1 protein-coding gene is annotated in these 1816 nt (G+C 68.4%); it reads left to right on the forward strand.

Going from position 1 to position 1816, the window contains the following annotated elements:
- Positions 1-155: 155 nt before the first annotated feature.
- A complete protein-coding gene (locus AB0D10_RS46270; protein WP_360269129.1) occupies positions 156-1781 on the forward strand; it encodes an IS1182 family transposase in 1626 nt (541 codons plus the stop codon).
- Positions 1782-1816: the final 35 nt, after the last annotated feature.

Genomic DNA, 1816 nt, shown 5'->3' on the forward strand with positions numbered 1-1816 from the left:
TGAGTGACTCTGTCGGGGATCTTGAGATTCTCCGACGGAGAGGCAGGTTGATCGGGCAGGCTCGGCTTGTTTCGCAGGTCGTTCGTCTTCTCCGAGGTGAGCCGGTGTCTCTCCGCCCGCGTTCTGGCGAGCTTGTTCCTTCCGCGACCGCGCGGGTGGCTCGGGCGAGTAACCCCCGTGGCACCACGGCGATGTGGGTACGTGACCGGCTGGACGGACTGTGGTGCGACGAGGACTTCGACGCCTGGTACCCGCGCGATGGACGGCCCGGGCTGTCACCGGCCCAGCTCGCCACAGTGAGCGTACTGCAGTTCCTGCACAACCTGTCCGACCGGCAGGCGGCCGAGGCGGTGCGCTGCCGGATCGACTTCAAGTACGCCCTCGCGCTGGATCTCGACGATCCCGGCTTCCACCACAGTGTGCTGTCCGACTTCCGTGACCGGCTGGCCCAGGACGACCGCGCCGATGCCCTTCTCGATATCGCGTTGGCCCGGCTGAAGGAAGCCGGACTGGTCAAGGCGCGGGGCCGGCAGCGTACCGACTCCACCTATCTTCGGGCTGCAGTACGCGAACTGACCCAGCTGGAACTGGTGTTGGAAGCGGTCCGTGCCGCGCTGGAGGAGTGCGCCCGCACCACACCAGAACTCCTCGACGGTCTGGTGACCGAGGACTGGGCGCTGCGTTACGGGCGGCAGGTCCGCCTGGTCAGCCAGCCCAGCCATCCGGCCGCCCGGCTCAAGCAGGCCGGCAACGACGCCGCCGACCTCCTCGAACGGATCCACAGCCGCCGCCCGGCAGCAGCGCCGGGGCCCGCGGCGGAGGTACTGCGGCAGATCGTGGTGCAGCACTTCCTCATCGACGCTCGGGGACGGCTGCGTCCCCGAGCGGAGAAGGACGGTCTACCGCCCGTCGGGCGGCGCCTGGAGTCCCCCTACGACATCGAGGCCCGCTACACCCGCCGCGGTCACCGGACCTGGACCGGCTACCTCGCGCATGCCACCGAGACCTGTGACGAGGACAGCGTCAACGTCATCACGGACGTGGCCACCACCGTCCCCACCGGCGACAGCGTCGCCCTGCCCGGCATCCACACCCGGCTCAACCGACGTCGTCTGCTGCCTGCCCAGCACCTGCTCGACGGCGGCTACACCTCCGTTGCGCTGATGGACACCGCTGCCCACACCCACAGCATCGAGGTCATCGGCCCGGTCAAGTCCGACAACTCCTGGCAACACAAGGCCGGCACCGGCTTCACCCGCGAGGACTTCACCATCGACTTCGACCACCGCCAGGTCACCTGCCCGGGAGGGAAGACCAGCGGCATCTGGTCCGAGCCACCCGCCCAAGCGCCCTACACCGTCGTGGCGTTCGACGCCCGGCACTGCGGACCGTGTCCCCACCGAGCCGGGTGCACCCGCTCGAACGATCCACGCAAGGGACGCACCTTGAACTTCCTCCCCCGTCGCCTCCACGATCTCCAGACCCAGAACCGCGCCGATCAGCAAGACCCGCACTGGCAGCGGCTCTACGCCTCCCGTTCAGGGATCGAGGGCACCATGAACGAGCTGGTCAACGGGCACGGGATGCGCCGTTGCCGCTACCGCGGCGTGGCCAAGGCCCACGTCCAACACGTCCTGACAGCGATCGCTGTCAACATCGAACGCCTCAGCACCCAGGAGCCAGACGACTCCGCTTACCGGCCCCGACCGCCGACGGCGTTCCAGCAGTACCTCGACGCCCACGAGCTGCCCCGCCCCCGCTGGTGGCGCCAAGGACAGTGATCAAGGAAAGCCAAGATCCCCGACAGAGTCACTCA

Source organism: Kitasatospora sp. NPDC048545 (assembly GCF_040651155.1).
GTDB lineage: Bacteria > Actinomycetota > Actinomycetes > Streptomycetales > Streptomycetaceae > Kitasatospora.